This window comes from Microbacterium hydrocarbonoxydans, from assembly GCF_900105205.1.
Lineage (GTDB): Bacteria > Actinomycetota > Actinomycetes > Actinomycetales > Microbacteriaceae > Microbacterium > Microbacterium hydrocarbonoxydans.
Map to the genome: position 1 here is coordinate 2,443,843 of NZ_FNSQ01000005.1, position 26,256 is coordinate 2,470,098.

At 68.9% G+C, this 26,256-nt stretch carries 23 protein-coding genes; 11 read left to right on the plus strand and 12 right to left on the minus strand.

The window, feature by feature from the left end; translation table 11 throughout:
- Nucleotides 1-35 precede the first annotated feature (35 nt).
- Nucleotides 36-1,103 carry an NADH:flavin oxidoreductase/NADH oxidase gene (locus BLW44_RS12145; RefSeq protein WP_060926529.1) on the plus strand — a complete coding sequence of 356 codons (1,068 nt, stop codon included), beginning with the start codon at nt 36-38 and terminating at the stop codon, nt 1,101-1,103.
- A gap of 64 nt (nt 1,104-1,167) precedes the next feature.
- Here BLW44_RS12145 and BLW44_RS12150 read toward each other — a convergent pair whose 3' ends face one another.
- From BLW44_RS12150 to guaB1, 3 genes are all read right to left on the minus strand, one after another.
- Complete coding sequence (locus tag BLW44_RS12150; protein WP_060926528.1) at nt 1,168-2,229, minus strand: hemolysin family protein; 1,062 nt, start codon at nt 2,227-2,229, stop codon at nt 1,168-1,170.
- A complete protein-coding gene (locus tag BLW44_RS12155) occupies nt 2,226-3,542 on the minus strand; it encodes a hemolysin family protein (RefSeq protein ID WP_060926527.1) in 1,317 nt (438 codons plus the stop codon). The genes BLW44_RS12150 and BLW44_RS12155 overlap by 4 nt, the downstream gene beginning before the upstream one ends.
- 110 nt (nt 3,543-3,652) lie before the next feature.
- Entirely contained in the window at nt 3,653-5,107 is a 1,455-nt protein-coding gene (guaB1, locus tag BLW44_RS12160) for a GMP reductase (protein ID WP_060926526.1), read from the minus strand.
- A gap of 160 nt (nt 5,108-5,267) precedes the next feature.
- Here guaB1 and BLW44_RS12165 point away from each other — a divergent pair, with 160 nt between their 5' ends.
- The gene (locus BLW44_RS12165; RefSeq protein WP_074731789.1) at nt 5,268-8,954 is read left to right on the plus strand and encodes a multifunctional oxoglutarate decarboxylase/oxoglutarate dehydrogenase thiamine pyrophosphate-binding subunit/dihydrolipoyllysine-residue succinyltransferase subunit; all 3,687 of its coding nucleotides are present in this window, start codon (nt 5,268-5,270) and stop codon (nt 8,952-8,954) included.
- 73 nt (nt 8,955-9,027) lie between these two features.
- Here BLW44_RS12165 and BLW44_RS12170 read toward each other — a convergent pair whose 3' ends face one another.
- Genes BLW44_RS12170 through BLW44_RS12180 form a run of 3 tightly spaced genes read right to left on the minus strand, consistent with a single transcriptional unit; the run spans nt 9,028 to nt 11,278 of the window.
- On the minus strand, nt 9,028-10,335 hold the full coding sequence (locus BLW44_RS12170; protein ID WP_060926525.1) for a GNAT family N-acetyltransferase: 1,308 nt from the start codon (nt 10,333-10,335) through the stop codon (nt 9,028-9,030).
- 38 nt (nt 10,336-10,373) lie between these two features.
- Nucleotides 10,374-10,619, minus strand: a complete 246-nt coding sequence (locus tag BLW44_RS12175; protein WP_056376255.1) for a zf-HC2 domain-containing protein — start codon at nt 10,617-10,619, stop codon at nt 10,374-10,376.
- On the minus strand, nt 10,616-11,278 hold the full coding sequence (locus BLW44_RS12180) for a sigma-70 family RNA polymerase sigma factor (RefSeq protein ID WP_060926524.1): 663 nt from the start codon (nt 11,276-11,278) through the stop codon (nt 10,616-10,618). The genes BLW44_RS12175 and BLW44_RS12180 overlap by 4 nt, the downstream gene beginning before the upstream one ends.
- Nucleotides 11,279-11,348: 70 nt before the next feature.
- Here BLW44_RS12180 and aroA point away from each other — a divergent pair, with 70 nt between their 5' ends.
- Genes aroA through bcp form a run of 3 tightly spaced genes read left to right on the plus strand, consistent with a single transcriptional unit; the run spans nt 11,349 to nt 14,221 of the window.
- Nucleotides 11,349-12,674, plus strand: coding sequence for a 3-phosphoshikimate 1-carboxyvinyltransferase (gene aroA, locus BLW44_RS12185; protein ID WP_060926523.1), 1,326 nt, complete (start codon nt 11,349-11,351; stop codon nt 12,672-12,674).
- Nucleotides 12,671-13,738, plus strand: a complete 1,068-nt coding sequence (gene rsgA, locus BLW44_RS12190) for a ribosome small subunit-dependent GTPase A (RefSeq protein WP_060926575.1) — start codon at nt 12,671-12,673, stop codon at nt 13,736-13,738. The genes aroA and rsgA overlap by 4 nt, the downstream gene beginning before the upstream one ends.
- 9 nt (nt 13,739-13,747) lie before the next feature.
- Nucleotides 13,748-14,221: a thioredoxin-dependent thiol peroxidase gene (gene bcp / locus BLW44_RS12195; RefSeq protein WP_060926522.1), complete on the plus strand. Its 474-nt coding sequence runs from the start codon at nt 13,748-13,750 to the stop codon at nt 14,219-14,221.
- Nucleotides 14,222-14,224: 3 nt separating this feature from the next.
- Here the strand turns inward: bcp and BLW44_RS12200 are convergent, their stop codons facing one another.
- Nucleotides 14,225-14,608, minus strand: coding sequence for a hypothetical protein (locus BLW44_RS12200; protein WP_060926521.1), 384 nt, complete (start codon nt 14,606-14,608; stop codon nt 14,225-14,227).
- Nucleotides 14,609-14,839: 231 nt separating this feature from the next.
- On the opposite strand from BLW44_RS12200, the gene BLW44_RS12205 reads away from it, so the two are divergent.
- Complete coding sequence (locus BLW44_RS12205) at nt 14,840-15,088, plus strand: WhiB family transcriptional regulator (RefSeq protein WP_028503730.1); 249 nt, start codon at nt 14,840-14,842, stop codon at nt 15,086-15,088.
- 55 nt (nt 15,089-15,143) lie between these two features.
- Here the strand turns inward: BLW44_RS12205 and BLW44_RS12210 are convergent, their stop codons facing one another.
- Together BLW44_RS12210 and BLW44_RS12215 are read right to left on the minus strand one after the other, a co-directional pair.
- A complete protein-coding gene (locus tag BLW44_RS12210; protein WP_060926520.1) occupies nt 15,144-16,628 on the minus strand; it encodes a sensor histidine kinase in 1,485 nt (494 codons plus the stop codon).
- Between the two features lie 24 nt (nt 16,629-16,652).
- Nucleotides 16,653-17,039, minus strand: coding sequence for an Rv3235 family protein (locus BLW44_RS12215; protein ID WP_060926519.1), 387 nt, complete (start codon nt 17,037-17,039; stop codon nt 16,653-16,655).
- A 95-nt stretch (nt 17,040-17,134) separates the two neighbouring features.
- Here BLW44_RS12215 and BLW44_RS12220 point away from each other — a divergent pair, with 95 nt between their 5' ends.
- Nucleotides 17,135-17,773, plus strand: a complete 639-nt coding sequence (locus BLW44_RS12220) for a hypothetical protein (protein ID WP_245647381.1) — start codon at nt 17,135-17,137, stop codon at nt 17,771-17,773.
- Here the strand turns inward: BLW44_RS12220 and BLW44_RS12225 are convergent.
- Complete coding sequence (locus BLW44_RS12225; protein WP_060926573.1) at nt 17,761-18,039, minus strand: helix-turn-helix domain-containing protein; 279 nt, start codon at nt 18,037-18,039, stop codon at nt 17,761-17,763. The genes BLW44_RS12220 and BLW44_RS12225 overlap by 13 nt on opposite strands.
- A gap of 98 nt (nt 18,040-18,137) precedes the next feature.
- On the opposite strand from BLW44_RS12225, the gene BLW44_RS12230 reads away from it, so the two are divergent.
- Both BLW44_RS12230 and BLW44_RS12235 read left to right on the plus strand, forming a co-directional pair.
- Nucleotides 18,138-18,758, plus strand: a complete 621-nt coding sequence (locus tag BLW44_RS12230) for a hypothetical protein (RefSeq protein ID WP_060926518.1) — start codon at nt 18,138-18,140, stop codon at nt 18,756-18,758.
- Nucleotides 18,755-20,020 carry a CpaE/TadZ family protein gene (locus tag BLW44_RS12235; RefSeq protein ID WP_060926517.1) on the plus strand — a complete coding sequence of 422 codons (1,266 nt, stop codon included), beginning with the start codon at nt 18,755-18,757 and terminating at the stop codon, nt 20,018-20,020. Before BLW44_RS12230 ends, BLW44_RS12235 begins: the two co-directional genes overlap by 4 nt.
- On the opposite strand, the gene BLW44_RS12240 is transcribed toward BLW44_RS12235, so the two are convergent.
- Entirely contained in the window at nt 19,911-21,137 is a 1,227-nt protein-coding gene (locus tag BLW44_RS12240; protein WP_060926516.1) for a pyridoxal phosphate-dependent aminotransferase, read from the minus strand. The genes BLW44_RS12235 and BLW44_RS12240 overlap by 110 nt on opposite strands.
- Before the next feature lie 67 nt (nt 21,138-21,204).
- Entirely contained in the window at nt 21,205-24,012 is a 2,808-nt protein-coding gene (secA, locus tag BLW44_RS12245; protein WP_060926572.1) for a preprotein translocase subunit SecA, read from the minus strand.
- A gap of 165 nt (nt 24,013-24,177) precedes the next feature.
- Between secA and BLW44_RS12250 the strand changes: the two genes are divergently transcribed.
- Together BLW44_RS12250 and BLW44_RS12255 are read left to right on the plus strand one after the other, a co-directional pair.
- A complete protein-coding gene (locus BLW44_RS12250; RefSeq protein ID WP_060926515.1) occupies nt 24,178-24,780 on the plus strand; it encodes a PadR family transcriptional regulator in 603 nt (200 codons plus the stop codon).
- Nucleotides 24,781-24,870: 90 nt separating this feature from the next.
- Nucleotides 24,871-26,208 (plus strand): coiled-coil domain-containing protein, encoded by a 1,338-nt coding sequence (locus BLW44_RS12255; RefSeq protein WP_060926514.1) that lies wholly within the window; start codon nt 24,871-24,873, stop codon nt 26,206-26,208.
- Nucleotides 26,209-26,256 lie beyond the last annotated feature (48 nt).

A 26,256-nucleotide genomic window follows, 5' to 3' on the forward strand; every position in this document is an offset into this window, starting at 1 on the left:
CCCGGCACACCCCAGCCGCGCAGTAGCGTCGAGGGGTGAGCATTCTCTTCTCCCCTGTCACCATCCGATCCCTCACGTTCCGCAATCGGCTCTGGGTGTCGCCGATGTGCATGTACAGCGCGATCGACGGCGTGGTGCAGGAATGGCACCATACCCACCTCGCCCAGTTCGCGTCGGGCGGCGCCGGCCTGATCGTCGCCGAGGCGACCGCAGTGGTGCCGGAGGGGCGCATCTCGCCGCGCGATGCCGGTCTGTGGAACGACGAGCAGCGCGACGCCTGGACCCCGATCGTGGACGCGATCCATGCGCGGGGCGCCGCAGCCGGCATCCAGCTCGCGCACGCGGGCCGCAAGGCGTCGACCTGGTGGCCGTGGGCCGCGGAGCGCGGATCTGTCCCCGAGGCGGACGGCGGCTGGACCACCACAGCCCCCTCGGCCATCGCGTTCGACGGCTTCGCAGAGCCGACCGCGCTCGACGCCGACGGTATCGAGGCGGTCGTCGAGGGCTTCGCCTCGGCGGCGCGTCGTGCACTGGACGCGGGCTTCGACGTGCTGGAGGTGCACGGCGCGCACGGCTACCTCCTGCACCAGTTCCTCTCTCCCCTGTCGAACCGGCGCGAGGACGAGTACGGCGGGTCGCTCGAGAACCGCGCCAGGCTGCTCCTGCGAGTGGTGGACTCGATCCGTGCGGTCGCCGGAGACGGTGTGCCCCTGTTCGTCCGGATCTCGGCGACCGACCACGCAGAGGGCGGTTTCTCCCCGGACGAGGCGGCGACCGTCGGGGAATGGGCCGCGGCTCGCGGCGCCGACCTCATCGACGTCTCCAGCGGCGGGCTGGTCGCCCATCAGCAGATCAGCGTGTTCCCCGGCTATCAGGTGCCGCTCGCGGAGACCGTGCGTCAGGGCGGACGCATCCCGGTCTCTGCGGTCGGACTGATCACGGCTGCCGCGCAGGCCGAGCAGGTGCTCGCCGAGGGCTCGGCCGATGCCGTCTTCGCCGGCCGTGAGTGGCTGCGGGATCCGCACTTCGCCCTGCGCGCCGCCCATGAGCTCGGCGCCGACATCGCCTGGCCCCCGCAGTACGAGCGCGCGCACTGGCGCTGACCCGCGCACCCACGACGAAGCCCTCCGGTCCTCGAGGATCGGAGGGCTTCGTCGTACTCGTGAGTCAGTGACCTCGGATGCGACGGGTCGCGTCCTGCACCTCGCCGACGAGCTCCTCGAGGATGTCCTCCAGGAAGAGCACGGCGGTGGTGCGGCCCTGCGAGTCGCGTACCTTGGCGAGGTGACGACCGGCGCGGCGCATCAGCGCCAGAGCATCCTCGAGGTCGGTGTCCTCCTGTACGGGCACCATGTGGTTGATCCGCTTGGACGGCAGGGGCTCGACGAGCTTCTCCGCCGCACCGGGACCGTCGGATGCCCGCAGGATGTCCTTGAGGTGGACGTATCCGACCGGCACGCCCTCGTCATCGACGATCACGTAGCGCGAGAATCCATAGCGCGCGACCGCCTTCTCGATGTCGTCCGGAGTGGTCGACTGCGGCAGCGTCACGAGGTCGCTCAGCGGGACGGCCACGTCGCTGGCCTTCTTGTCGGTGAACTCCACGGCCGCAGCGACGGTGCCCGCGGTATCGGTGAGGACACCTTCGCGACGCGACTGATCGACGATCGTGGCGACCTCGTCGAGCGTGAACGTCGACGCCGCCTCGTTCTTCGGCTCGACGCGGAAGAGCCGCAGCACCCCGTTCGCGGCCGCGTTGAGCAGCCAGATCACGGGCATGAAGACCTTCGACACCAGCACGAGCGGCGGCGCGAGGATCAGGACAGCGCGATCCGGCACCGAGAACGCCAGGTTCTTCGGCACCATCTCTCCGAACACCACGTGCAGGAACGACACGATCAGCAGCGCGATCGTGAACGACACCGCGTCCACCACGCCGTCCGACCAGCCGACCGCATGCAGCGGCACGGCGAGCAGGTGGTGGATCGCCGGCTCCGAGACGTTCAGGATCAGCAGCGAGCAGATGGTGATGCCGAGCTGCGAGGTCGCGAGCATCAGGGTCGCGTGCTCCATCGCGTAGAGCGCGGTCTTGGCAGCGCGCGACCCGCGGTCGGCCTTCGGCTCGATCTGCGAGCGGCGCGCGGAGATCACCGCGAACTCGGCGCCGACGAAGAACGCGTTCGCCACGAGCAGCACGACCAGCCAGGCCAGTCCTCCCCAGTCGTTCATCGTCCGACCACCTCTCCCGGCTGATCCGGACTCGGGACGTACCTGACGCGGTCGACGCGTCGCCCGTCCATGCGGACCACCTGGAGCTTGCCGGTGTCGAGGTCGACCTCGTCGCCGACCGACGGCACGCGTTCCAGGACGCTCATCACGAATCCGCCCACGGTGTCGTAGACATCGCCCTCGGGGACCTCCACCCCGGCGCGTCGCCGGAGCTCGTCCGGCCTGAGCTCGCCGGGGAAGGTGATGCCGTCGCGTCCGCGGACGACTCCGGCGCGGGTGCGGTCGTGCTCGTCCGACACCTCTCCGACGAGCTCCTCGACGAGGTCCTCGAGTGTCACCAGCCCTGCTGTGCCGCCGTACTCGTCCACCACGACGGCCAGCTGATAGCCGCGCGCGCGGAGCTCGGAGATGAGCGCGTCGACGTGCACGGTCTCCGGGACCCGGAGCGGATCGGTCGAGAGGGCGCCCACCGGCACCTCGGCGCGGCGATCGCGCGGCACCGAGATCGCCGCCTTGAGGTGGACGACACCGGTGATGTCGTCGAGATCGTCGTCGTAGACGGGGAACCGGCTGTGACCGGTGCGACGGGCCAGCTGGATGACGTCATCCGCAGAATCTCCCACCGCGAGCGCGTGCATGCTCGGCCGAGCCGTCATCACGTCGGCGGCGGTGAGCCGCGAGAAGGTCAGAGTGCGATCGAGCAGGCTGGCGGTGTCGGCCTCGAGCAGTCCTGCGCTTGCGGAGCGGCGGACGAGCGACGACAGCTCCTCCGCGCTGCGGGCTCCGGAGAGCTCCTCCTTCGGCTCGATGCCGATGCTGCGCAGCACGCCGTTCGCGCTGCCGTTGAGCACGACGACCGCCGGCTTGAAGACCGTGGTGAACGCGATCTGGAACGGGATGACGAGCTTCGCGGTCGCGAGCGGCAGCGCCAGCGCGAAGTTCTTCGGCACGAGCTCGCCCAGGATCATCGACAGCACGGTGGCCACCAGCATCGCGACGACCGTCGCGATCGGGGCGACAGCGGCCTCGGGGATCTTCCACGCCACGAGGGTCGGGCCGAGGATGTTCGACAGCGCCGGCTCCATCGTGTATCCGGTCAGAAGCGTCGTCAGGGTGATGCCGAGCTGGGCGGACGACAGATGCGTCGAGGTGTGCTTGAGGGCGCTGATCGTGAGCGAGAGACGGGATTCGCCCCGAGCCTGTCGAGCCTCGAGGTCCGCGCGGTCCAGATTGACCAGTGCGAACTCGCTCGCGACGAACAGTCCGGTGCCGACAGTGAGCAGAAGCCCCACGCCCAGCAGGATGTAGTCCATCAGAGATTCCCCTCGCTAGCGAGGAGCGGGCTGTGGGGCGATGTACTGCAACTGGGAGGGTCGTCCATGGTGTCCACGATTCTACGGGATCGCCGTGCTGACAGGGATGTCTACCAGCTCACCGGCAGCGCCTTGCCCTCTTCATACCCGGCGGCGGACTGCAGCCCGACCAGCGCGCGATCGTGGAACTCGGGGACGGTCGAGGCTCCCGCGTAGGTGAACGACGAGCGCACCCCCGAAGTGATCATGTCGAGGAGATCCTCGAGACCGGGGCGCAGCGGATCGAGGTAGATCTTCGACGAGGAGATGCCCTCGGCGAAGAGCTCCTTGCGAGCCCGCTCATAGGCGTCGAGGCGTCCGAACCGCGCCTGCACCGCCTTGGTCGACGCCATGCCCCACGACTCCTTGAAGAGCCGCCCGTCCGCATCGCTCTGCAGCTCGCCCGGCGCCTCGATCGTGCCCGCGAACCAGGAGCCGACCATGACGGATGCGGCTCCCGCGGCGAGCGCGAGAGCGACGTCCCGCGGGTAGCGCACTCCCCCGTCGGCCCAGACGTGAGCGCCGAGCTCCCTGGCTGCCTCGGCCGTCTCCAGCACCGCGGAGAACTGCGGTCTGCCGACTGCGGTCATCATGCGGGTGGTGCACATCGCCCCCGGCCCGACGCCCACCTTGAGGATCGTGGCGCCGGCGGAGACGAGGTCCTCGACGCCGTCGGCGGTGACGATGTTGCCGGCGACGAGCGGGATCCCGAGTCCCAGCTCCGCGACGGTACCCAGGGCCTTCAGCATCCCCTCCTGGTGACCGTGCGCGGTGTCGAGGACCAGCACGTCTACTCCGGCCGCGGCGAGCGCCTCCGCCTTCGCCGCCACGTCGCCGTTGATCCCGACGGCTGCGGCGACCGCCAGACGTCCGTCGCCGTCCAGCGCCGGGCGGTACAGGGTCGAGCGCAGTGCGCTGCGGGCGCTCAGAGTGCCGACGAGGTGACCATGGTGCACGATCGTGACCATCTCGACCCCGGCATCGGTGATCACGTCGAACGCGTGTCTCTCGGACCCGATGTCGTCCGCGTCGAGCGACGGCGTCCCGGCGTGCACCAGGTCTCCGAGCTGCGCATCGGCGAGCGCCGTGGCCAGCCTCGTCGCCGGCAGCACTCCGACGATGCTGCCTCCGTCGTACGGGGCGGTGCCGCGCGCCACGACGATGCCGTGGCCCGCAGTGGGCGGCATCAGTCGGAGCGCATCGGAGACGGTCGCCTCGGGGGGAAGCACGATCGGGGTGTCCCACAGCACCGGCTGCGCCTTGACGTCGCGGATGGCGGCATCCAGCGACTGCAGGGCCATGTCCTGCGGCAGCACTCCCAGGCCGCCGCGGCGCGCCAGCACGGCCGCCAGTCGCGGACCGGTGACGGAGTTCATGTTCGAGGCGACCAGCGGCAGTGTCGCCGGGGTGCCGTCCTGCGGCGCCAGATCGACCTGCAGGCGACTGGTGACGGCCGATCGTCGCGGCACCAGGAACACGTCGGAATACGTCAGATCGACTGTGGGCGACTCACCGGAGAACTCCATACCCCCACGGTACTCAGATCACGCCGCCCGAGGCGCATGGCTTCGACGATTCGCACAGCGAAACACGTTAGGCTTGGTGGTCGAGAGTGTGCGGGCCCGGACGCATCCTGCGTCCTGGTGTGCATATGTGGACTTCAGCGATGAAAGAGGGCGATCGAGCGTGTCGAACCAGGTGACCGGCGTCGGGGGCGACGGGGGGTTCGGAGCCAATTCCTGGCTCGTGGAAGAGCTCTACGAGCAGTTCAAGGTGAACCGCGATTCCGTCGACAAGGAGTGGTGGCCGATCCTGGAGAGATACCAGTCGGATGCCGCCACCGGCGCAGCCCCTGCGGCTCCCGCAGCCGCGGCCGAACAGCCGTCGCACCCCGTGACCGCTCCGATCCCCGTGATCGGAGCCCAGCCCGTCGCGCGCACCACGACGAAGCCCGCAGCCGCCGCCCCCATCCCCGCGCAGGCCCCGAAGCCCGCACCCAAGGCGGACTCGGCTGAAGCCGAGAAGCCGACCGAGGAAGACAAGGTCACCCCGCTGCGCGGCCTTCCCAAAACCCTCGCCGCCAACATGGACGAGTCGCTGACCGTTCCGACGGCGACCAGTGTGCGCACGGTGCCGGCGAAGCTGATGATCGACAACCGCATCGTCATCAACAACCACATGGCGCGCACGCGCGGCGGCAAGATCAGCTTCACGCACCTCATCGGCTGGGCGCTGATCCGCACCCTCGACGAGTTCCGCAGCCAGAACGTCTTCTACGCGGAAGTCGACGGCAAGCCCTCCGTGGTCGCGCCCGCTCACGTGAACCTGGGCATCGCGATCGACCTTCCGAAGCCCGACGGCACGCGCGCGCTCATGGTGCCCAGCATCAAGCGCGCCGACACCCTCTCGTTCAGCGAGTACCTCGTCGCGTACGAGGACCTCGTCAGGCGTGCCCGCAACAACAAGCTCACCGCCGCGGACTTCCAAGGCACCACGGTCTCGCTGACCAACCCCGGCGGCATCGGCACCGTGCACTCGGTGCCCCGTCTCATGAAGGGGCAGGGCTGCATCATCGGCGCCGGCGCGCTGGAGTACCCTGCCGAATTCCAGGGCGCGAGCGAGAAGACGCTCAACGAGCTGGCCATCGGCAAGACCATCACGCTCACCAGCACCTACGACCACCGCGTCATCCAGGGTGCCGGATCCGGCGAGTTCCTCAAGAAGGTGCACGAGCTGCTGATCGGGCAGCGCGGGTTCTACGACGACATCTTCGCGGCCCTCCGCATCCCGTACTCCCCTATCCGCTGGAACCCGGACATCGCCGTCGACCTCGCCGAGCGCGTCGACAAGCAGTCCCGCGTGCAGGAGCTCATCAACTCGTTCCGCGTACGCGGCCACCTGATGGCCGACATCGACCCGCTCGAGTACGTCCAGCGCTCGCACCCCGACCTCGAGATCGAGAGCCACGGCCTCACGTTCTGGGACCTGGACCGCGAGTTCGTCACCGGCGGCTTCGGCGGGCGCAGGGTCGCGAAGCTCCGCGACATCCTCGGAGTCCTGCGCGACTCGTACTGCCGCACGCTGGGCATCGAGTACATGCACATCCAGGACCCGGAGCAGCGCCGCTGGTTCCAGGAGAAGGTCGAGGTCAAGTACCAGAAGCCCGGCCACGACGAGCAGCTGCGGGTTCTGCGCAAGCTCAACGAGGCCGAGGCGTTCGAGACCTTCCTGCAGACGAAGTTCGTCGGCCAGAAGCGGTTCTCGCTCGAGGGCGGCGAATCGCTCGTACCGCTGCTCGACGAGATCCTGCAGGGCGCCGCGACCGCCGGCCTCGAGGGCGCGGCGATCGGCATGGCACACCGCGGCCGCCTCAACGTCCTCACCAACATCGCGGGCAAGACTTACGGACAGGTCTTCCAGGAGTTCGAGGGCACGCAGACGCCGGGCAACCAGCGCGGCTCCGGCGACGTCAAGTACCACCTCGGCACCGAGGGCACCTTCATCGCCGACGACAAGTCGGAGCTTCCGGTCTACCTCGCCGCGAACCCGTCTCACCTCGAGACCGTCGACGGCGTGCTCGAGGGCATCGTCCGCGCCAAGCAGGACCGCAAGCCGATCGGGACATTCGCGTGGCTGCCGATCCTCGTGCACGGCGACGCGGCCTTCGCGGGCCAGGGCGTCGTGGTCGAGACGCTGCAGATGTCGCAGCTGCGCGGATACCGCACGGGTGGCACGATCCACGTCGTCGTGAACAACCAGGTCGGATTCACGACCCTCCCGAACGACTCGCGCACCTCGGTGTACTCCACGGACGTCGCCAAGACGATCCAGGCCCCGGTCTTCCACGTGAACGGCGACGACCCCGAGGCGGTCATCCACGTCGCCCAGCTGGCCTTCGAATACCGCGAGCGGTTCCACCGCGACGTGGTCATCGACCTGGTGTGCTACCGCCGCCGCGGACACAACGAGGGCGACGATCCCTCGATGACGCAGCCGCTCATGACCGACCTCATCCAGGCGAAGCGCTCAGTGCGCAAGCTCTACACCGAGTCGCTGGTCGGCCGCGGTGACATCACCGAAGAGGAGTACGACGAGGCCAAGGCCGACTTCCAGAACCGCCTGGAGATCGCCTTCGCCGAGACGCACGCCGCCGAGACCGGAGCCAACCAGGTCGTCCAGGAGCTCCCGGTCGAGGAGCAGGTCGGGGCGCCCGAGATCACCGGTGTCTCGAACGAGGTGATCCAGCTCATCGGCGACGCGTTCGTCAACAAGCCGGAGGGCTTCACCGTCCACCCCAAGCTGCAGCAGCAGCTCGAGAAGCGCCACGACATGAGTCGCAACGGCAACATCGACTGGGGCTTCGGCGAGCTGCTCGCCTTCGGCTCCCTCCTCGTCGAGGGCACGACCGTGCGTCTGGCAGGCCAGGACTCGCGGCGCGGCACGTTCGTGCAGCGCCACGCCACCCTGCACGACCGCGCGAACGGTCAGGAGTGGCTGCCGCTGTCGAACCTGTCCGAATCGCAGGGACGCTTCTTCGTCTACGACTCGCTGCTCAGCGAGTACGCCGCCCTCGGCTTCGAGTACGGATACTCGGTTGAGGCGCCCGAGGCTCTGGTGCTCTGGGAGGCGCAGTTCGGCGACTTCGTCAACGGCGCCCAGACCGTGATCGACGAGTACATCTCCGCCGCCGAACAGAAGTGGGGACAGCAGTCCAGCGTGACGCTGCTCCTGCCGCACGGCTACGAGGGCCAGGGACCTGACCACTCCTCCTCCCGCATCGAGCGCTTCCTGCAGATGTGCGCACAGGACAACATGATCGTCGCGCGTCCCTCGACGCCGGCGTCGTACTTCCACCTGCTGCGTCGTCAGGCGTACGCGCGTCCGCGCAAGCCGCTGATCGTCTTCACGCCGAAGGCGATGCTGCGTCTGCGCGGAGCGACCAGTCCCGTCGAGGCCTTCACCCAGGGACGTTTCGAACCGGTGATCGACGACGGCCGCGGTCTCGACCGCGCCGCCGTCAAGCGGGTGCTCGTGCACTCGGGCAAGGTCCACTGGGACCTGAAGTCCGAGATCGAGAAGAACCCGAACCCCGAGATCGCTCTCGTCCGGCTCGAGCAGCTGTATCCGACGCCGATCGAGGGCCTGAAGGCCATCACCGACTCCTACCCGAACGCCGAGCTGGTGTGGGTGCAGGAGGAGCCGGAGAACCAGGGGGCATGGCCGTTCCTCGCCCTGGCGTTCGCGGACGTCCCCGGCGACCGGTCGTTCCGTCCGGTCTGCCGGCCGGCATCCGCCTCGCCCGCGACCGGATCGTCGAAGGTGCACGCGGCCGAGCAGGCGAAGCTCCTGCGCGACGCGCTGACCCTGGGCTGAGACTCACGCACGCAGAAAGGGCGTCTCGACTCGGTCGAGGCGCCCTTTCTGCGTGCTGTGCGCAGGTCGGCCGTCAGTACCAGATGTCCAGAGCAGGTGACGGGAACGAGACGAATGCGCGGTCGAGGGACTCGACGATCGGCGCTGCAGCGGCGATGCGACCGGCGCCGTGCAGCGCCGCCGCCCGCACACCCCCGGCGAACAGGATCGACAGCGCCGAGATGTCGAGCGCGGCGTCAACCTCCGACGCTCCCCCTTCGACGGCTGCGACGGTCGCCGTCCCGTCATTCCCGATCTGCAGCCTCCAGTCGCCGGCCGCGAACCCGAGCGGGTCGCTGACCCGCAGCACGACGTCGAGCGGTGCGGAGTAATCGCGTGAACGCAGGACGGTCGGAAGGTCGAGGATGCGCAGCCAGCCGTGGTCGTGGACCGTCTGCTTCACTCCGCGCGGGTCGTGGACCAGCCACGGGAGAGAGTCGTCCAGCGGCCGCAGATCGGCGGTGACCTCGTCCACGAGGTCGTGCTGCAGGGCGAACCTCCACAGCGCCGCCGTCGCGTCCTGTGTCTCGGCGACCAGCAGGCGGACGTCGAGACCGAAGCGGAACGACCCGCCACGCTCGCTCACTGTGAAGGCCATGGCGCCGCGCACGGCCCCGGCCCCGTCGAGGAACCGGATGCCACGCACCTTGTCACGGTCGGTGTCGCTCGGCGACAACCCTGCGATCCCGGTCCAGCGCGTCGCCCAGCCCGGGATCTGCCCTGCGCGCGACGACCTCGCGCGCTCATGGATCGCGCCGAGCTCGGTCGCCAGCGTCTCGCGGTCGACGTACTCGAGGCGTCCGTCACCCGCTGTCCCTGCCCACCCCGCGCGCCGGGTGTCGACGGTGAAGCGCGACATCGGGAGCGCCGAACCGAAGCCGTACCGACCGTAGATCGTCGCCTCAGAAACGGTGAGCCCGGCGATCGGCACGCCGGCGGATGCCGCGGCACGCAGCTCACCCTCCAGGAGCGCCCTGGCGATGCCGCGACGGCGGTGGGTCGCAGAGACCGTCACCCCGCTGATCGCCCACATCGGGATCTCGCCACCACCCGCCGTCGTGAGAGGGGTCACCCACGAGTCGATGGTCGCGACCGGCTGAGCATTCGGAGCAGAGGCCTCGTACACACCCGTGTTGCGTCGAGCCTCGAAGGCAGGTCTTCCGAAGGCGATCGCCTCATCCGAGGGCTCGGCCCCGAGGAAGCCTCTCGACATCGCGCGCTGGAATCGCTCCGACTGCGCCCGATCGGCGGTGTCGACGACACGGTAGGTCAGCGACTGCGCGGCGAGTCGATCGGTGGACGCAGGATCAGCGGGCAGTTCGCGTGAATCGATGGACGTCATGCCTCCACCCTAGGGCGAACGTCAGGACGCGACCCGCGTCAGTGCTGCGAAGCCTGCACCTCGCGCAGGCGGGCGAACACCTGGTCGCGCAGCTCCTCTGGAGCAGTCTCCTTGCAGGCGCGCGCCACGACCTCGGTGAGGGTGGTCGCCACGAGAGCCTCGTCCCGGCAGGACGGGCAGTTCTCCAGGTGCTCACGGATCTCGGTGTGCTCGGTGTTGCACACCTCGTTGCGGAGGTACTCCTCGAGATCCTTGCGGGCCTTGTCGCAGCCGCAGTCGGTCATTTCTTGCTCCTCGGGTCGGCCGCGGAGATTCCCCGCTCTGCGGCGTACTCAGCCAGCAGCTCCCGCAGCATCCGCCTGCCTCGATGCAGGCGGCTCATCACGGTGCCGATGGGTGTCTTCATGATGTCGGCGATCTCCTGGTAGGCGAAGCCCTCGACGTCTGCGAGGTACACCGCCAACCGGAAGTCCTCCGGCACCGCCTGCAGGGCGTCCTTGACGACGGATGCCGGCATGCGGTCGATCGCCTCGGCCTCGGCGGAGCGGCTGTGCGACGCCGTGGTCGACTCCGCACCGCCCAGCTGCCAGTCCTCGAGCTCGTCGATCGTGCCCTGGAACGGCTCGCGCTGCTTCTTGCGATAGATGTTGATGTAGGTGTTCGTGAGGATCCGATACAGCCATGCCTTCAGGTTCGTCCCCTGCGAGAACGTCGCCCAGGACCCGTAGGCCTTCACGAACGTCTCCTGCACGAGGTCGGCGGCATCGGCGGGGTTGCGCGTCATACGCATCGCCGCCGCATAGAGCTGATCCATGAACGGGATCGCCTGTTCCTCGAATTCGCGCCGAGGGTCGCTGACCGTCTCTGCGGTTGCCGTGTCATCCATCACCGGCCAGTCTAGGCGGCTGAGGTCGACCGACTCGCGTTCCAGCGTTGCGAGCATGCTCTCTCCTTCTCAGCGAGGCCCGGTCATTCGATCGACCGGACACCCGCGTTCACTAAGGTGGAAACCGATGAGCGCCAACAGGTATTCCCCCTCCCCCGCCCAGGGCGTCTACGCCGCGCCGTCCGTCGACGGCCCGGTGCACGCGACCGTGACCGTTCCGGGGTCCAAGTCGCTCACCAACCGCGAGCTCATCATCGCCGCGACGGCCGACGGGCCCGGTCGACTGATCGCCCCGCTGCACTCGGACGACTCCCGACGGATGGTCGAAGCGCTGCGCGCGCTCGGCGTCGGCATCGCGGAGGTCGACGGCGAGGGAGAGTTCGGACCCGACCTGGTCGTCACGCCCGCCAAGCTCGTCGGCGGCACGACGGTCGACTGCGGTCAAGCCGGGACGGTGATGCGGTTCATCGCACCGCTCGCCGGCCTCGCCCAGCACGACGTGCACCTGACCGCGCACGAGACGGCCCTGCATCGTCCTATGGGCGGACTCATCAGCGCGCTGCGCGACCTGGGCGTCGACATCGACGACGAGGGCACCTGGGCTCTCCCCTTCACCATCCGCGGACACGGGCGGATCCGCGGCGGCCGCGTCGAGATCGATGCCTCCGCGTCCAGCCAGTTCGTCTCCGGCCTTCTGCTCGCCGCCCCCCGCTTCGACGTCGGGCTGCATCTGGTGCACACGGGCGAGCACCTGCCGAGCCTGCCCCACATCGACATGACCATCGAGGCCCTGAGCAGGCGTGGCATCCGGATCGAACGTCCGGCCACCGGCGAGTGGCTGGTGGAGGCCGGCGTCCCGCGCGCCAAGGAGATCGCGATCGAGCCCGATCTCTCCAACGCCGCACCGTTCCTCGCCGCCGCGCTCATCACCGGAGGGTCGGTCTCGGTGACCGGCTGGCCGGTGCACTCCACGCAGCCGGGAGCGCTCCTCCCCGAGATCCTGCAGGCCCTCGGCGCCCACGTCGGCCGCCACAGCGGCACGCTGACGGTGAAGGCCGGCTCTGAGATCCGCGGGCTCGACCTCGACCTCTCGGCGGCGAGCGAGTTGACGCCGACCCTCGTCGGCCTGGCTGCTTTCGCATCCGGTCCGACCACGATCCGTGGCATCGGACACATCCGACTGCACGAGACCGATCGCATCGCGGCCCTGATCGGCAACGTCCGGGCGCTCGGCGGCGAGGCGGAGGAGCTCTCCGATGGACTCCGCATCATCCCCCGCTCGCTGCACGGCGGCAGCTGGGCCGCGCACCACGACCACCGCATGGCGACGACCGGGGCACTCATCGGCCTCCGTGTCCCAGGGGTCGAGATCGACGACATCGGCACGACCTCCAAGACCCTGCCGGAGTTCACGCTCCTGTGGGAGCGGATGCTGCAGGGCGCGTCCGCGTGAGCTGGCTCGACGACTCCGACGACCTCGAGGACGACTTCGAGGAGTACGAGAGCAGCATCCGCACGCGTCCGAACCCCAAGGGGAACCGCCCTCGGACCAAGCGCAGACCAGCACACGACGACGCCCAGATCGGTCGTGTGCTCGGCGTCGACCGCGGCCGGTACTCGGTGATGCTCGATGAGGGAACCCCCGACGAGCGGATGATCACGGCGGCGCGCGCACGCGACCTGCGCCGCAACCCGATCGTGACCGGCGATCAGGCCAAAGTCGTCGGCGACACGACCGGCGAGGACGGCACGCTCGGACGCATCATCGGGATCGTCGATCGCACCTCGCTGCTGCGCCGCAGCGCCGATGACACCGATCAGGTCGAGCGCGTCATCGTCGCGAACGCCGATCAGATGCTGGTGGTCGTGGCCGCGGCCGACCCCGAGCCGCGGGCGCGTCTGGTCGACCGCTACCTCGTGGCCGCACTGGATGCCGGCATCCGTCCCCTCCTCGTCGTCACCAAGACGGACCTCGCCGATCCGACCTCCTTCCTCGCGCACTTCGACGGGCTCGACCTGCGCGTGTTCACGAGCGCGCAGGAGGAGATGCCCGTCGACGAGATCGGTGCGGCGCTGGTCGGCCACTCGACCGTGTTCGTCGGTCACTCCGGGGTTGGCAAGTCCACTCTCGTGAACGCCCTCGTCCCCAGCGCGCTGCGCGCGACGGGGCACGTGAACCAGGTGACGGGGCGTGGACGTCACACGTCCTCCTCCACGGTGTCGCTTCGATACGTCGGTCCCGCCGGCACGGGGTGGGTCATCGACACGCCGGGCGTGCGCTCCTTCGGGCTCGGCCATGTCGACCCTGCCAACATCCTCGCCGCCTTCACCGAGCTCGCGGTGATCGCCCAGGACTGCCCCCGGGGGTGCACGCATCTGGCCGACGCTCCGGACTGCGCGCTGATCGAGGCCGCCGAACGCGGCGAACTGTCGGAGACGGGCCGGGCGCGCCTGGACTCGCTGCAGCGGCTGCTGCAGACCTTCGCCGACAAGGCGGAGCAGACCCCCGGACGCTAGGCTGGAGCGGTGACTGTGCGCCTCGAACCCGGAACCGCTGCCCCCGACTTCGCTCTGCTCGACCAGGACGGCCGGACCGTCCGTCTCGACGATCTGCGAGGCCAGAAGACGGTGCTGTACTTCTATCCGGCTGCCATGACGCCCGGTTGCACGACGCAGGCGTGCGACTTCCGCGACAGCATCTCGTCTCTCGAGGGCGCTGGCTACCGCGTGATCGGAGTCTCGCGCGACGAGCCTGCGAAGCTCGCGGCGTTCCGCGAGCGCGACGGCCTGACGTTCACCCTGCTCAGCGATCCTGACCATGCCGTCCACACCGCCTACGGCGCGTGGGGCGAGAAGATGAACTACGGCAAGGTCGTCGAGGGAGTGCTCCGCTCGACCTTCGTGCTGGACGAGAACGGCATCGTCACCCTCGCGCAGTACAACGTCAAGGCCACAGGGCACGTCGCGCGGTTGCGCAAGCTGCTCGGCGTCGACGCCTGAGCGTCACGCCGCGGGGCGCTCGTTCTCGGCTCGAGTGGTCGCCAGCAGGAGCACGAAACCCAATGCTCCCGGCAGTCCCACTCCGACCGTGAACGGCCAGGAGATCGGCTGCACCGTCAGGGATGCGAGCGCGAGGGCGACAGCGAGCACCTGGAAGACGAGTCCGCCCGACCGCGCCCAGGATCGACCCGACCGCGTGCCGATCGCGAAAGCGAACAGCGCCGCCGCGCCGATCAGGGTCAGCACGATGAGCGCCAGGGCCGTCGGCAGCGACGCGGCATCGCCTGCGCCGAGGCCGAGGAGTTCGATGAGAGCGAAGACGGTCAGTGCCGCTCCCTCTGCGGCGAGGACGGCGGCGGCAGCGAGAGCCAGTCGGGGTGAGCGCACGATGTCTCCTGAGAATCGAATGAGAACCGGTGAAACCCTTGATTTCGCCGGTTTCATGTAACAGAATAGACAGCGTCATGTGCTCCCACAGCGGCGTGGGGCGGGCTTCGTGCTCGCATCACAAATCGCGGGCATCCGTCCGTATCTCAACAGGGTAGCTGAACCCGAACTGCACCCGAAATCCAAGTCGTCGCATGGCGATGGCTTAACAATCCACACCGAGGAGCCCCCATGGACTGGCGCGACAAGGCCGCCTGCTTGACTGTCGATCCCGAACTGTTCTTCCCCGTAGGGAACACCGGTCCGGCCGTCGACCAGATCGAGAAGGCCAAGACCGTCTGCGCCACGTGCACCGTGACCGAGATCTGCCTGCAGTACGCCCTCGAGTCCAGCCAGGATTCGGGCGTGTGGGGCGGTCTCTCCGAAGACGAGCGTCGTGCGCTCAAGCGTCGCGCCGCTCGCGCACGTCGCGCATCCTGATCTGACAGAAGAAGGCGCCCGAGACCGAGTCTCGGGCGCCTTTCGCGTTCCTCTGCTACTTCGTCAGCCAGCGGAGCGGGATGTCGATGACGACCTCGGTGCCCTCGCCCTCGCTCCCCCGCCACTCGATCGAGCCGCTGAGCTCTCCCTGGATCAGGGTGCGGATGATCTGCGTGCCGAGCCCCTGGCCGATCCGCCCCTCCGGGAGCCCGTGTCCGGTGTCGCGGACCGTGACCCGCAGGTTCTCCTCCGTGCGCGCGGCATCGATCGTGACGATGCCCTCCTGACCGGCCAATCCGTGCTCCACGGCGTTGGTGACCACTTCGGTGAGAGCCAGCGCGAGCGGCGTCGCGTACTCGCTCGGCAGAACGCCGAAGCGTCCGGTCGACTGCGTGCGCGCGCGGGTGTTCGGCGCGGATGCCACCTCGGCGACGAGCTTCAGCACCCGGTGGAAGACCTCGTCGAAGTCGACCTTCTGGGTCAGCCCCTGCGCCAGCGTGTCGTGCACGACGGCGATGGAGTCCACCCGGCGCATCGCCTGAGTGAGCGCGTCGCGGGCCTCGTCCGAGTGCGTACGTCGCGCCTGGATGCGCAGCAGCGACGCGACCGTCTGGAGGTTGTTCTTGACGCGGTGATGGATCTCTCGGATCGTCGCGTCCTTGGTGATGAGCTCCTGCTCCTGGTGGCGCAGTTCCGAGACGTCGCGGCACAGGAGGATCGCGCCGATGCGCGTCCCGTGGTCCTTCAGAGGGATCGCCCGCAGCGAGACGGTGACACCGCGCGCCTCGATGTCCGTGCGCCACGGCGCGCGCCCGGTCACGACGACCGGAAGCGACTCGTCGACCTGACGCGACGGCGGCACCAGCCGGGTCGTCACCTCGGCGAGGGACTCACCCTCGAGCTCATCGTCGAAGCCCATGCGATTGAACGCCGACAGCGCGTTCGGACTGGCGAACGTCGTGATGCCGTCCACGTCGATGCGGATGAGACCGTCAGACGCGCGCGGCGCTCCTCGGCGCGGAGAGGTGGGGGCAGCGGGGTCGGGGAAGCTGCCGTCCGCGATCATGCGGAAGATGTCGTTGGCGCATTCGTCGAACGTGATCTGCTGCCGCGAGGGCGTGCGCGCTTCACCCAGGTTCGTGTGTCGGGTCACGACGCCGATGACGCTCGATGCCGGGTCGGCGCCCCGACGTTCGATCACGATCGGAACGGCCCTGACGCGCGTCGGAGTCTCCTCGAACCAGTCCGGCGATGACGAGTCGACGATCTCCGCAGAGTCGAACGCCCCCTGCACCTGAGTGCGCCACTGAGGGCGGACCCGCTCGCCCACGATGTCGCGATAGAACAGCGTCGCCGCGCCGCTGGGGCGCGCATGCGCGACAGCGATGAACGATCCGTCCTCGGTCTGGATCCACACGACGATGTCCGCCGATGCGAGGTCGGCGAGCAGCTGGCCGTCTCCGGCGAGACGATGCAGCCATTCGACCTCGTGTTCGGTCAGAAGGCCCTGGGTCTGGGCGAGATCACTGAGGGTTGACACTCCACCAGCCTAGAGTGCGTCACCTCAGAGAACGGCCAGCGACGTCGCACGCCAGCGACGGTCGAGCCCCTCCAGGCGGATGGCCACCGCCCTGGTGCGCCCGGGTCCCGCCACGACCACCACCGCTTCGACCTTGCCGTCGACGGGCTCGGTCACCCTGGTCGACAGGATCTCGAATGTCGGCCGGGTGGGGGCGACGCCCCTGGCGCTGCGTGCTCGCGCCGAGAGATTCGACCGCGTCACCAGAGTCCGGTATGCCTCCTCGCTGAACCAGCGAGCGAGCTGGTCGACTTCACGCACCCCTGCCAGCACTTCGAGCACCCCCTGGGTGAGACTGCGCAACAGCGGCTGAGGATCCGGCAGCTCGTCGCGGGGCGTCGGCTGCGGGGCGAAGTATTCGTGAAGCATCATCGGCGGCACTCTCCATCGGGGAAGACTGCGGCCAGTAGAGCATGGGGCCGGAAGGCATCCGGCCGGAATCCGCGAACCATGTGGATAACTCGTACATGACCGTTCCGTCGTCGCCTACGGTGGGGCGCGTGCACTGGGACGGGCTGTTCGAAGACCTCGAAGGTCAGCTGGCTGCGGAGTGGGAGAGCGACCGCGCCGCCTTGGACGCGGAATCCGAGCGGCTCCGCATCTCGCGTCTGGAACTGCGCACCCGGCTGCGGATGCTGTGCTCAGCCGCGGCACCCGCGACGGTCGATCTGCCCGGCGGTCACCGCCTCCGGGCGCGCCTCCAGGCTCTCGGCGCCGACTGGATCGCCACCGTCGAGAGCGAGGGTTCGGGCTCTCGACCCTCGACACGGATCATCCCGCTCCACGCCCTACGCGGGATCGAAGTCGATCACGGACTGCTGCTGTCCAGCCTCGAACAGGACCTCGCATCCCACCCCGTGCTCCGCGAACGCATGTCGCTCGGCTTCGTCCTGCGGGATCTTGCCCGTCGTCGGGTTCCGGTCAGGGTGATCAGCATCGAAGGCGTCGATCTGCACGGAACGGTCGACCGCGCTGGCGCCGACCACCTCGACCTCGCTCTGCATGATCAGGGCGAGGCACGGGTGGCGGCCGCCGTGCGGGGCTTCCGCGTGATCCCCTTCCGTGCGCTGGCCTGTGTGCAGACTGCCGGCGATCAGATGCCGTGACCCCGCTGACTCCCCCACACCTCGGGGAAGCTCGCCGCGTCCGCCTGATGCCACAGCGCCATCCGACGCGCTTCCTCGGACTGCTCCGCCAGGTACTCGGACAGGCTCGGCTCCTCGATGCGCCAGCGCGACGGGGAGCCCAGCTGGGATCCTCGCAGCCGTCCCGCGTACACGAGCTCGATGACCTCATCGACCTCGATGCTCAAGAGCTCCGCGACCTGGGAGGGCGCGAGGAACCGCGGCGGGGGCGATGGGGAGGCGGACATGATCCCCATTCTCCCCCGGCGCGGGAGGGCCGCCGCAACCAGCGATGCTCTGTGGATAACTCCCGGCCCCCGCGGCGAAACTCTGTGACCATGACGCCATGAACAACTTCGCCCGATCTCGGCGTGCCTTCTGGGGCGACATCCGCTTCCTGATCGGTCTCGCGCTCGTCGCGCTGTCGATCGGCGGCGTCTGGGCTGTACTGTCCTCGTCCGGCACGACGACGCCGGTGCTGCAGGCCGGACGGACGGTGGTCACCGGCGAGCCCCTCGTGTCCGGGGACTTCCGAACCGTCGAGGTGAACCTCGGCGCGGTCGCCGGCGAGTACCTCGAGCCCGGGGACCTGCGCCCCGGCCTGATCGCGTCGCGGACCGTGGCCGAGGGAGAGCTCGTCCCGCGGAGCGCCGCCGAACCCGCAGACGCGCGCAGGTCGACCACTCTGGTGATCGAGAGCAGCACCGGCATCCCGAGCGACGTCGCGACCGGCAGCGTCGTGGAGCTCTGGCATGCTCCGGCCGTGGCGGACGGAGCGCCGGCAGAGCCGCCCAGGATCCTCGTCGCGGATGCGATCGTCGCGACGGTCACGAGGTCCGAGGGGATGCTCGCGGGCGACGCGACCGCCGTCGAGGTGGTGATCGATCGGGCGGACGTCGCGGAGGTCCTGGCAGCGATCACCGGCGGGTCCGTGCTCTCCGTCGTGCCGATCGGCGCCGGCTCGTGATCGCGGTGCTGCTCGCCGTCCCCCCGGTGCAGTCCGCACGGCTCGCCGCCGAGCTCGAGATGGAGGGCGTCCGGGTGGTGACTGCGGTGCAGCCCGACGCGATCCTCCCTCTCCCGCCGGACGTCGATGCCGTCGTCGTCTCTGCGGGACGCAGGACGCTCACCACCGAACTCATCGCCGCCTGTGATCGGGCCGGCGTCCGGATCGTCCCGCTCGGCGACACGGTCGGTCGCGCGGGACGCCGAGGGCTCCCGCCGGTGCTGCCCTCAGGGGCGCAGGGCTGGCAGGTCGTGGCCGCGCTCACCGCGGACATCCCGGAGCAGCCTGTGCCGACGGCGGCGCACCGCGTCACGGTCGTGTGGGGACCGTCGGGCTCTCCCGGTCGATCGACGGTGGCCATCCAGCTCGCGGTGGAACTCGCGCGAGCGGGATGGCGGGCGGCTCTTGTGGATGCCGACACCGTGGCGCCCTCGCTCGCCCTGCTGCTCGGACTCAGCGACGACGCGCCCGGAATCGCCGCCGCATGCCGACGCGCGGAGCGGGGCGGGCTCGATTCGGCCGAGCTCACCAGGCTCGCCTCAGCGCTGGAGACGAGCACAGGAGAGATCGCGGTACTCGGCGGTATCAATCGCCCAGGCAGGTGGCCCGAACTCGGGGCCGATCGGCTCCGCTCCGCACTGCAGGCCTGTCGTGGGTGGGCGCAGCAGACCGTGGTCGACGTCGCCAGTCCCTTCGGCGCAGACGACGAGGCGACCTACGACCTCGCGGGCCCGCGACGGCATGCCGCGACCACCGCTGCGCTGCAGGAGGCGGATGCCATCGTCGCAGTGGCATCCGCCGACCCGCTGGGCATCAGCCGCTTCGTCCGCGAGCATGCCGAGCTGCGGCGGCTCACCGCGCCGACGCCGATCAGAGTCGTGATCAACAGGGTCCGCCCTGGGCCGTTGGGTCTCGACGCCCGCGCGCAGATCCGGCGCACCCTCGAGCGGTTCTCCGGTGTGACGGACATCGCGTTCCTGCCCTGGGATCAGCGAGCTGCAGACGCGGCACTGCTGAACGCCCGCCCGATGGCCGACGTCACCCCCCGCTCGGCGCTTGTCGCCGCGGTACGTCGTCTGGCGGCGACGCACGCTCCCCCAGCGGCATCCGCGGTCACTGACGATAGCTCGAGAGGAAGTTCCCGAGTCGCTCGACGGCTTCTGCGAGCACCCGCGGCTCGGGGAGCGTCACGAGGCGCAGGTGGTCGGGGGTCGGCCAGTTGAAGCCGGTGCCCTGCACGAGGAGGATGTGCTCGGAGACGAGCAGGTCGTAGACCAGCTTGGCGTCGTCTCTGATCTCGTGCACGTTCGGATCGAGTCGCGGGAACGCGTACAGCGCCCCCTCCGGCTTGACGCAGGAGACGCCGGGGATGGACTCGAGCCCTTCCCAGGCGATGTCCCGCTGCTCGTGCAGGCGCCCGGTCGGCGCGATGAGCGCATCGATCGACTGCCCACCGCTGAGCGCCGCCTGCACCGCGTACTGCGCCGGTACGTTCGGGCACAGGCGTGTGGAGGCGAGCAGTGTGATCCCCTCGAGGAATCCCTTCGCGTGTCCTTGAGGCCCGGTGATGACGAGCCATCCCGAGCGGTAGCCCGCGACGCGATAGGTCTTGGAGAGCCCGTTGAACGTCAGGCACAGCAGGTCGGGGGCGAGCGTGGCGGTCGGGATGTGCACCGCATCGTCGAACAGGATGCGGTCGTAGATCTCGTCGGAGAGCAGGAGCAGCTGATGCTCCCTGGCGATCTGCACCATCCCCTCGAGGACCTTGCGGGAGTACACGACGCCCGTCGGGTTGTTGGGGTTGATGATCACGAGCGCCTTCGTGCGCGGCGTGATCTTCGAGCGGATGTCCTCGAGGTCGGGCTGCCAGCCGTCGTCCTCGTCGCAGAGGTAGTGCACGGGAGTCCCGCCGGCGAGGCTGGTCATCGCAGTCCACAGCGGGTAGTCCGGTGCAGGAATCAGGACCTCGTCGCCTTCGTCCAGGAGAGCCTGCATCGTCATCGTGATGAGTTCCGAGACGCCGTTGCCCAGGAAGACGTCCTCAGGATCGAAGCGAGGGAACCCCGGGATCTCCTCATAGCGGCTGACTACGGCGCGCCGCGCCGAGATGATGCCCTTGCTGTCGCTGTAGCCGTGCGCAGTCGGCAGCGCCGCGAGCATGTCATGCACGATCTGGTGCGGCGCCTCGAACCCGAAGGTCGCCGGGTTCCCGGTGTTCAGCTTGAGGATCCGATGGCCCTCGGCCTCGAGCCGCGCCGCCTCGACGAGCGTGTTCCCACGGATCTCGTACAGGACGTTCTTGAGCTTCGACGACTGGTCGAAGTGGCGCATCGGTGTCATTGAGCAAGCCTACAATGACGCGAAGAGGGGCCGATCCTCTCGGACCTGCCCCTCTTCGTCAGCGCTGCTACTTCTTCTTCTTGCTCTGTGCTCGGCGCTGCTCGCGGTTGCCTGCGGGAGTAGCCGGAGCCTCGGTGCGCTGCCCGAAAGCCCCTCGCGGGCCCTCCTCCGGCTCGGCCTGCTCGGCCGGAGCCTGACGCGCGGCAGCTGCCTGGCGCAGCTTGTCGGTGGCCGCCTGCTGGACCTGACCGCGGTCGTTGCGGACCTCGACCTCGCCGGCATCGTTCGCCGCCGAGTACTCGAGCCGCTGCTCGCCGCCGCCCTCGGACAGCCCCTTCGCCTCGACCTCGGCGGTCTCCGAGTCGCCTGCGCGGCGGACCTCGACCTCGAGGTTGTAGAGGTATCCGACGGACTCCTCCTTGATCTGGCCCATCATCGACTGGAACATGGCGTAGCCCTCGCGCTGGTACTCGATCAGCGGATCGCGCTGTGCCATGGCCCTGAGTCCGATCCCGTCCTTGAGGTAGTCCATCTCGTACAGGTGGTCGCGCCAGCGGCGATCGAGCACCTGCAGGACCACGCGGCGCTCGAGCTCGCGCGTCGCCGCTTCTCCGAGCGACTCCTCGCGGGCCTCGTAGGCGATCTTCGCGTCGGACAGCAGCTCGCGGGTCAGCCCCTCGGCCGTGATGCCGCCCTTGCGACCCGCAGCCTCGGACACGACCTCGTCGATGGTCACGCTCACCGGGTACAGGGTCTTCAGCTCCGTCCACAGAGCATCGAAGTCCCAGCTCTCGTTGTGGCCCTCGCCGGTGTGGTCGCGCACCACCCCGCTGATCGCATCCTCGATGAAGTGCTGCACGCGGTCGGCGATGTCGTCGCCCTGCAGGATGTGACGACGGTCGGCGTAGATCGCCTCACGCTGACGGTTCAGCACGTCGTCGTACTTGAGCACGTTCTTTCGCATCTCGGCGTTGCGAGCCTCGACCTGCGACTGGGCGCTGCGGATCGCGCGGGACACCAGCCCCGACTCGATCGGCACGTCGTCGGGGAAGTTGGTCCGGGACAGGATCGCCTCGGCGGCTCCCGACTGGAACAGGCGCATCAGATCGTCGGTGAGGCTGAGGTAGAAGCGGCTCTCGCCCGGGTCGCCCTGACGGCCGGATCGACCACGCAGCTGGTTGTCGATACGGCGTGACTCGTGACGCTCGGTGCCGAGGACGTAGAGCCCGCCGGCTTCGATGACCTTCTCGGCCTCCTCGGCGACGACCGCCTTCATCGACTCGTACGTCTCGTCCCAGGCGACCTCGTACTCCTCGGGCGTCTCGACGGGGTCGAGCCCCTTGCCCTTGAGCTCCTGGACGGCGAGGAACTCCGCGTTGCCGCCGAGCATGATGTCGGTACCGCGACCGGCCATGTTGGTCGCCACCGTGACGGCGCCGAGGCGTCCGGCGCGGGCAACGATCTCGGCCTCCCTGGCGTGGTTCTTCGCGTTCAGCACCTCGTGCTTGACGCCCTTCTTGGCGAGCAGTCGCGAGAGGTACTCGCTCTTCTCGACGCTGACCGTGCCGACCAGCACCGGCTGCCCCTGCGCGTGGCGCTCGGCGATGTCCTCGACGACCTGGGCGAACTTCGCCGTCTCGTTCTTGTAGACCAGATCGGACTGATCCTTGCGGATCATCGGCCGGTTGGTGGGGATCGGGATCACGCCGAGCTTGTAGGTCGACATGAACTCCGCCGCCTCGGTCTCGGCAGTACCGGTCATGCCGGCGAGCTTGTCGTACAGACGGAAGTAGTTCTGCAGGGTCACCGTGGCGAGGGTCTGGTTCTCGGCCTTGACCGGCACCGCCTCCTTGGCCTCGATCGCCTGGTGGATGCCCTCGTTGTACCGGCGACCGACCAGGATGCGGCCGGTGTGCTCGTCGACGATCATGACCTCGTCGTTCATGACGACGTAGTCGGTGTCCTTCTTGAACAGCGCGAGCGCCTTGATCGAGTTGTTGAGGAACGAGATCAGCGGCGTGTTCGCCGACTCGTACAGGTTGTCGATGCCGAGGTAGTCCTCGACCTTCTCGATACCGGGCTCGAGCACGCCGACCGTGCGCTTCTTCTCGTCGACCTCGTAGTCGACACCGGCCTCGAGGGTACGCGCGATCTTCGCGAACTCGGCGAACCAGCGGTTGGCCTCGCCCGACGACGGTCCCGAGATGATCAGCGGGGTCCGCGCCTCGTCGATGAGGATGGAGTCGACCTCGTCGACGATCGCGAAGTAGTGCTCGCGCTGGACCAGGTCCTCCTTGCGCCACGCCATGTTGTCGCGGAGGTAGTCGAAGCCGAACTCGTTGTTCGTGCCGTAGGTGATGTCGGCCGCGTACTGCTCGCGGCGCACTGCGGGGGTCTGGCCGGAGACGATGATGCCGGTCGACATTCCGAGGGCGCGGTAGACGCGGCCCATCAGCTCCGCCTGGTAGCTGGCGAGGAAGTCGTTGACCGTGATGACGTGCACGCCCTCGCCCGCGATCGCGTTGAGGTACGCCGGGAACGTCGCGACGAGCGTCTTCCCCTCACCGGTCTTCATCTCGGCGATGTTGCCGAGATGAAGCGCCGCGCCACCCATGATCTGGACGTCGTATGCGCGCATGCCGAGGGTGCGCTTGGCCGCTTCGCGAACCGCGGCGAAGGCCTCGGGCATGAGCTGATCCAGCGTCTCACCCGCGGCGTAGCGCTCCCGCAGCTCGGCGGTCTCGTTGCGCAACTCGTCGTCGGTGAGCTTGGAGATGTCCTCTTCCAGCGCGTTGACGGCCTTGACCACCTGGTTCAGACGACGGATGACCCGCCCTTCTCCGGCGCGCAGCAGCTTCTCAAGAGGATTGGCCACAGATGTCATCTCCCTGTCGATGGGTCCGGGGGCGCCGCGTGTCGGGCGCGCACCAGGCATACGTTGTCATGTTACCTGTCCGTGACCTGCACGTCGTCTGCATGGCGTGCCGTCATGTCGTTTCCGGGTATGTATATATTGGTCGACGACCCCCGGAGGCCTCTCATGTCGGTACGCCAGACCCTGCTCGCCATCCTCGCGCAGGGACCCTGTTACGGGTATCAGCTCCGGCACGAGTTCGACCGTCGCACCGGCTCGATCTGGCCGCTCAACGTCGGTCAGATCTACAACACGCTCGAGCGACTCGAACGCGACGGCCTGGTGGCGCGAGGCGCGACCGACGCGCATGGACACGTCTACTGGGAGATCACCGACGCGGGAGCCGCTGACGTCGATCGGTGGCTGGTCTCCCCCGTCGAGCGGGGCCAGGCCACCAGGGACGAGCTGGCGATCAAGATCGCCGTGGCCGCCACCCTCCCCGGAGCAGACGCCGCGGAGGTCATCGACACCCAGCGCGCAGCGTCCTCTCGCCGCCTGGACGGGCTTCGAGAGGTGCGAGAGTCTCGCGAGGACGACAGCCCGCAGGGACTCGCCTGGTCGTTGGTCGTCGACTCGATGATCTTCGCCGCGGATGCCGAGCTGCGCTGGCTCGATCACGTGCGGACGAGACTCGCCCAGCATCCTCAGCACACGCTCGCCCTCGAGCTGACCGCCGACCGCCCGAAACGGGGACGGCCCGCTCGAGCGGCCGGACCGGCACTCGTCTGAGTCGCGTTGCCAGTGTCCGCTCCGGCTCGGGCGTTCGCCTGAAGCGGATGCACAGCCAGCGCCACCACTCGGGAAACTAGGATCAGTCCTATGGCTGGAATATGGGGCAGACGCAAGCGTGAACAGGAAGAACTGGCCGCACAGGATGCCGATCTGGCTCGGCGCGCCGAGCAGGCACTCGTCTCGGCGGATGAGCGCATCAGGAGCACCTCCGATGAGCTTGCCTTCGCCGAGGCCGAGCTCGGCGAACAGCTCACGAAGGACCTGAAGAAGGCGCTCGCGGCCGTGCGCACCCATCTGCGCGAAGCGTTTCAGCTGCACCAGCTCAACCACGACGAGATCCCGGACACCGCCGAGGAGCTCCGCACCCGCAACGCGCGCATCATGCAGCTCTGCGACTGGGCGCAGGATCTGCTGGACGAGAAGACCTCCGATCTCGCCGCCTCGATCTCCAAGGTCCGCCGCGCGCCCGAGGTCATCGCCCAGGTCCGGGCGGATGCCGAGGCGCTGAGCGCACGGATCCCCCAGACCAACGAGACCGTCGCGCGCCTCTCCGCCCGCTACTCGGACTCGGCGATGCACCAGATCACCGCGAGCGCTGCGGAAGCGGAGCAGCTCATCGCCTTCGCCACGCACGGGGCATCGGTCTCCGAACGCCGTCGCGCCGCGAAGCAGAACGAGGAGGCCAACCTCGCCCTCGAGACGGCGACCGAGGCGACGCGGCGCGCATCCGCCCTGCTCGATGCGGTCGAGGATTTCGAGATCGAGGCGCTGCGCGCGGAGTCGACGCTCGCCGAGGTCGTCGCCGACTCGCGAGGCGACCTGATCGCGGCCAGGAACGCCCCGCAGGTGCCCGCGGTCGCCGAGGCGGTCGCGGCGCTGCAGGGCGCCCTCAGCTCACTCTCCCCCGCCGGTTCGCCCGGCGACCCCTTCGCAGAGCTCTCGCGTCTGCGCCAAGCCAACACCGCCCTCGACGAGGCCATCGCACATGCGCGGCATCGCGCCGAGCACCCCCTGCCCAGCATCGCGCAGGTCCAGCATGCGATCGACGACGCCGATCGTCAGCTCGGAGTCGCGCGCGGGCTCATCGCCGGGCACCGCGGATGGATCGGCGCAGACGCGCGCACCCGTCTCGCGGAGGCCGAGCGGCTCAGGGTCGATCTGTCCGACCTGCTGCCGGCAGAGGAGACCCGCGACGAAGCACTCGCCAGCGCACGGCGTGTGGCGCATCTGGCGTCCGAGGCGCTGCAGCTCGCTCAGCGGGACATCGACTCGTCCCGCCCGCAGGATCAGGGCTGGGGCGGCGGCGACGGCTGGGGAGGCGGCGGCTGGAGCGGTGGCGGTCGACGCGGAGGCGGCGGCGACGTCGCGTCCGGCATCCTCGGTGGACTCGTCATCGGCAGCATCCTGGACGGCATCTTCGACTGAGCGGGTCCGGCGCACACGCCAGAACGGCCCGGCCCCTCGGGGCCGGGC

Coding starts and splice junctions, on each gene's coding strand:
- BLW44_RS12150 (WP_060926528.1), bottom strand. CDS start 2,229: ATGAACGACTGGGGAGGACTGGCCTGGCTGGTCGTGCTGCTCGTGGCG.
- BLW44_RS12155 (WP_060926527.1), bottom strand. CDS start 3,542: ATGGACTACATCCTGCTGGGCGTGGGGCTTCTGCTCACTGTCGGCACC.
- guaB1 (WP_060926526.1), bottom strand. CDS start 5,107: ATGGAGTTCTCCGGTGAGTCGCCCACAGTCGATCTGACGTATTCCGAC.
- BLW44_RS12170 (WP_060926525.1), bottom strand. CDS start 10,335: ATGACGTCCATCGATTCACGCGAACTGCCCGCTGATCCTGCGTCCACC.
- BLW44_RS12175 (WP_056376255.1), bottom strand. CDS start 10,619: ATGACCGACTGCGGCTGCGACAAGGCCCGCAAGGATCTCGAGGAGTAC.
- BLW44_RS12180 (WP_060926524.1), bottom strand. CDS start 11,278: ATGCTCGCAACGCTGGAACGCGAGTCGGTCGACCTCAGCCGCCTAGAC.
- aroA (WP_060926523.1), top strand. CDS start 11,349: ATGAGCGCCAACAGGTATTCCCCCTCCCCCGCCCAGGGCGTCTACGCC.
- BLW44_RS12205 (WP_028503730.1), top strand. CDS start 14,840: ATGGACTGGCGCGACAAGGCCGCCTGCTTGACTGTCGATCCCGAACTG.
- BLW44_RS12215 (WP_060926519.1), bottom strand. CDS start 17,039: ATGATGCTTCACGAATACTTCGCCCCGCAGCCGACGCCCCGCGACGAG.
- BLW44_RS12220 (WP_245647381.1), top strand. CDS start 17,135: ATGACCGTTCCGTCGTCGCCTACGGTGGGGCGCGTGCACTGGGACGGG.
- BLW44_RS12225 (WP_060926573.1), bottom strand. CDS start 18,039: ATGTCCGCCTCCCCATCGCCCCCGCCGCGGTTCCTCGCGCCCTCCCAG.
- BLW44_RS12230 (WP_060926518.1), top strand. CDS start 18,138: ATGAACAACTTCGCCCGATCTCGGCGTGCCTTCTGGGGCGACATCCGC.
- BLW44_RS12240 (WP_060926516.1), bottom strand. CDS start 21,137: ATGACACCGATGCGCCACTTCGACCAGTCGTCGAAGCTCAAGAACGTC.
- BLW44_RS12250 (WP_060926515.1), top strand. CDS start 24,178: ATGTCGGTACGCCAGACCCTGCTCGCCATCCTCGCGCAGGGACCCTGT.
- BLW44_RS12255 (WP_060926514.1), top strand. CDS start 24,871: ATGGCTGGAATATGGGGCAGACGCAAGCGTGAACAGGAAGAACTGGCC.